Annotated in this window: 3 protein-coding genes; all 3 read right to left on the reverse strand. The window is 27.7% G+C overall.

The features are described 5' to 3' along the window. Window positions 1-771: 771 nt before the first annotated feature. On the reverse strand, window positions 772-2,673 hold the full coding sequence (locus AACZ53_RS13945; RefSeq protein WP_339839701.1) for an N-6 DNA methylase: 1,902 nt from the start codon (window positions 2,671-2,673) through the stop codon (window positions 772-774). Further along, window positions 2,670-3,467, reverse strand: a complete 798-nt coding sequence (locus AACZ53_RS13950; protein ID WP_339839704.1) for a hypothetical protein — start codon at window positions 3,465-3,467, stop codon at window positions 2,670-2,672. Before AACZ53_RS13950 ends, AACZ53_RS13945 begins: the two co-directional genes overlap by 4 nt. Continuing rightward, window positions 3,468-4,374, reverse strand: a 907-nt coding sequence (locus AACZ53_RS13955; protein WP_339839706.1) for a hypothetical protein, incomplete at its 5' end; no start/stop codon positions are given.

Genomic DNA, 4,374 nt, shown 5'->3' on the forward strand with positions numbered 1-4,374 from the left:
GCGGAGGTATTACATAGTAGTGGGGACTTCTATAATATTTCTATTTTACATAATGCAAATTATAGTACAAATGTTCATTATGTAGTTTAGGGCATTGTTTCCATTTGATAGCTATAATGTAGTATTATGTAAAATATCCCAGAACCATTCGTTTTCATAAGAATAATTGGAACTTGGGTCATTAAACTAATAAGCGGTTTGCTTCGCAGCGTTTAAAAACATTTGTATCTATAATTAGCCGTTATGTAAAATAGCCGCTACCAAGCGCTCGATTGTTTTATAAAATCAAATTGCTCTGGCAATTTATTTTACACACAATTATCCAACGCTTGCCAACGCCAAAATAAAAGCTAACCTTTTTGCTCTTATTAAAAATCGCGTATTCGATAAAATGTACGTAATAAAAAATTTTACGAGATTCTCGTGGATTGCCACAAGAGCTAAAATTTTAAGAAAAATAAAATTCTTAGCACTTGTTAACTATAGAACTTCAATTAATCCTTTTTTTTAATCTTTCATTATCTTTTGTCTTGAAACAAAAGAAACAAAAATTCAAGGCTGCATAAACTTTTGGAAACAATTTACGGCTCATTCGCTATATTTTAGGAAACATTAGAACTCATTTACATTGCTTTGAAATCCCTTGTATAATTGAAATTCTTAAGAAACTGTAGTACTAAACCCCTAAAATATGCACGCTCATTTCTCCTATTGTTTTAACCAAAATTTTATGAGGCCAAGTTTTACATCAAGATCCTATTTTACATAATATTAAACAGGAATTCTTGTTTTATTCTCAAGCTTTGTTTGATTCTCTATTATATCAAGTCTGTTATAATATTTAGATTCAATTAAGAACTTTATATCTTCTTTATCATGATGATTCAATATGTAATTTTTTTCATCTGTAGAAAACTCTGGAATACCAAACTTCTTAATATAGTTTTTACTTATTGATCTATGATTAGAAATATAATATTTACTTGTTTGTGATATATAAAACCAGAATATATCTGTTTCTAAAATGGATTTCAGTATTCTTAATTCATTAATATCTTCTGAAAACGCAGCTAAACCGTTATAAAAAAGTAAATCTCTATCTTCTGTAATAACAAAATTTGGAGAATCTGTTATGTGTGGAAAAAACAATTTAAGTCCTTTTATATCTAAGGATTGTGTTCTTCCGTATGCATACCAAGCTTCGTAATCTCTTTTTCCTTTGTCTCGTTTTGAAAGTACATCTATATTATTTTCTAAATAATTATAAGCACTTGGGAAATTCGTTCTAAAGTCATCTTCTGGAATCACTATTCTGACTTCATTGACATAATAGTAAGGAAAAATGATAACTTCTCGATTTGCTAATAATGATTCTTGATTTTCAATACTATTGGAATTAATAATTGAACGACAAATTCCTCTTTCAATTCCAACTTCCTCCTCCCCTTTTTCTTTTCTATAATAAAACTCATTGTCTTCTCTAACTGGTGTGAACTTAAAAACTTTATTTTTAAGTGTAGCTATACCATTTCTTGTTTGATATTTATCAAAAAAATGAATTCCTGTACTTTCTATTATTGATATTAACTTTTCCGCATATTCGTTATCAACTAAATTCCAACCATTCCAATCATCCATATTTTCATATCCAATAAAATAAAAATCATTTTCATTTATTTCAAATAGTGATTTACTTTCCTTTCTTTTATAATAGATTCCATCAGAAGTGTCATTTGTGATAAAACATAAACAAGTATAAGTGTTATATGCTTCAAATATTTGCTCGCCTCCGAAATCAACAATTTTAAATGATAGTTTTTTGTTAGAAATATATTTCCGTAATGCTCTACCATTTATACTTTTAAAGAAAGAATTGACTGTTATGTAACCTAAAACTCCATTCGGAGCTAGATTTTCAACACCAATTTCAAAGAAAGGAATATATAAATCTGGATGACCACTATTGCCAACACTCCAGTTTTTTACTAGCGATAAAGATTCTTCATCCATATTTCTAGAGCATACATAAGGAGGATTTCCAACGATAATATCGAAACTATCAATAGGGTTATTAAATGCATTATTAATATCAAAATTTAAAGTGTTTCCCGTATGAAAGTTAAAATTAAAATTAGCGTCCTCTCCTTGTATTATGGCATTTAAACTTAAAAGTATTTTTGCTCTATTAATGCTATAAGTTGCAATGTCGATACCAAATAAATTTTCACTATAAATTTCATTGAAATCTTTATTACTATTATTTTTGATATAATTAGAAACTGTTAAAAGAAAACCACCACAACCACATGCAATATCAGCACAAATTACATCTTCAATATTTCCTTCCCATTTATTAAAAGTGCTTTCTATGATATAGTCTCGTATATTTTCAGGCGTGTAAACAGCTCCTGTAATAACTTTGTCTTCTGGCGATATCACAAATTCAAAAGCAGAAATTAAATCTTCTAGTGTCTTTATTTTAATTTTTGAGTTAAAATCTAGAAAATCAGAATAATCTTCGTCTATATTGCTAATTAAGTAATTATTAATAAAAACATTCTGTACTATATTAATATTATTAGAATTTAAAAAAGAAGAAACTAGCAATCTATCTACTTCCAATATTTCTTTAGAGTAGTTATTTAAAAATTTATTTAATTTAGACTTATTCATATTATTTGAGGACAAATATCTTTTGTATTCCAATCATTATTAATTGTATGAAACCCAAAATGATTAGCCAAACTTGCAATAAATGGTTTTAAGGTTCTTTCTTGTGCACTTCCAAGTACTTTTAAATATCTTGGGTCTCTTTTTAGTTTACGCCATAAATCAGGTGCGAAATTTGAGAAAACAAAGTCTAAACCAGATATGAAATCCATAGGATAGTGCATGAATCTTGGGTTATCAAGTATTAATTGATTTCCAAAGTTTTTACCGTTTCCATTATATCCATCTAACTTCCTTCCTCCCATTTGAAAATGATATATTGGATGTACTTCGTTTGAAGGGTTTCCTCCTTCAATATGCCTATCTAAATGATAAGAAAGAATATGGTCTTTTTGCTTTCTAGATTTTCCTTGAACGATAATGTTAAATTCTAAATGTTTAAAAGGGTCTTTAAATTCTTTAGAAGAATCAAAATACTCACCATTTAGATTTATACTAAAATCTAAAATTGCTTTTTTTACGGTTTTTGGAAATTGAATATTATTAGAAACATCTATTTCTATACTAAAACCACTTATTTTATAACCCCAACTTAAAGGAGTTCCAACCATTTTTTTTGATTTTTCATCCAATTTTGTTGGAGGTAATATATTATCATCTTTAAGTTGTTTTCTAGCTCTATCGATTGATCCAATTGATTTATGACTTATTGAACATTTCTCTAATGCTCTTTGCAGTAAAGTCAATTCATCGGCTAATTTCAATCGATAACTTTTATTATTTGAATCGATTGTCATTTAATCTATTTTTATTCTTTCAAGTCTTAATCTGTCTAAATCACTTGGATGTATTTTTATTCCATTCTTTTTAATCAATTTTGGTTTTGTTGCTATTGCTAATAAAGATACAAATGAATAATCTTGCCAAGGTTTTGGCTCATCTTTTCCACTAATTTTAAACCCTTCAAATGGGTCAAGTGGCATGCCTGTTATTTCACAGATATTCCAATAATTATTGCTTTCAAAAAGCTCTATTGGTTCTGCAACTATCAAATCCTTAAATTCTGTTTTTTCAATTAATAATGAAACTCTTGAATTAGCATCTAAACTGGCAAGGTTTTCATTAGTGATTTCTTCAAAAACATCATTTACTCTATCATTCCACCATCTATTCCAACTTGTATGAAAAACTCCATCATACTTTGTTTTAGAAAAATATTTATCAATAAATGCATTCCAATATTCTACATTTTTTGACATATCAACACCTAACCTGGCGGCTAGTGTACGTTCATTAATTAACAAACCTGTAGGTTGCACAATATCTTTGAATATTACTCTAGCTATTTCATGAGTAGGTGGATTATCTTCAATAATGAATCTTGATAAAATTCTTTGGTCTAATTCATTATAATCTCTACCTAAAGAAGTAGAAAAATCTTTTTTGTTTTTATTCAAAATCTGATAACCACTAATTAAAGAAACTATTTTATTAATAGTTTCTTCATCAATATCATCTTTTAAAAATGTCCAATCAAATAAATCATGACTAGTAAAATCTCTATTAAAAGAATCTTTCACTTTATCTTCTGTTGAGCACAAAATAATTGGTAAATCAGGTATTTCACCTTCTGAAGCTAAAGTTCTGATCATTTGTGCTAAAGGAGGAGCTTGATATCTTACTTTAAATTTTTTTTCATCATCA

This window comes from uncultured Flavobacterium sp. (assembly GCF_963975005.1).
In the GTDB taxonomy this organism is placed as follows: Bacteria; Bacteroidota; Bacteroidia; order Flavobacteriales; family Flavobacteriaceae; genus Flavobacterium.

What these genes read in the sequence shown, in the direction of transcription:
- AACZ53_RS13945 (WP_339839701.1), bottom strand. Translation starts at nt 2,673, where the DNA reads ATGAATAAGTCTAAATTAAATAAATTTTTAAATAACTACTCTAAAGAA.
- AACZ53_RS13950 (WP_339839704.1), bottom strand. Translation starts at nt 3,467, where the DNA reads ATGACAATCGATTCAAATAATAAAAGTTATCGATTGAAATTAGCCGAT.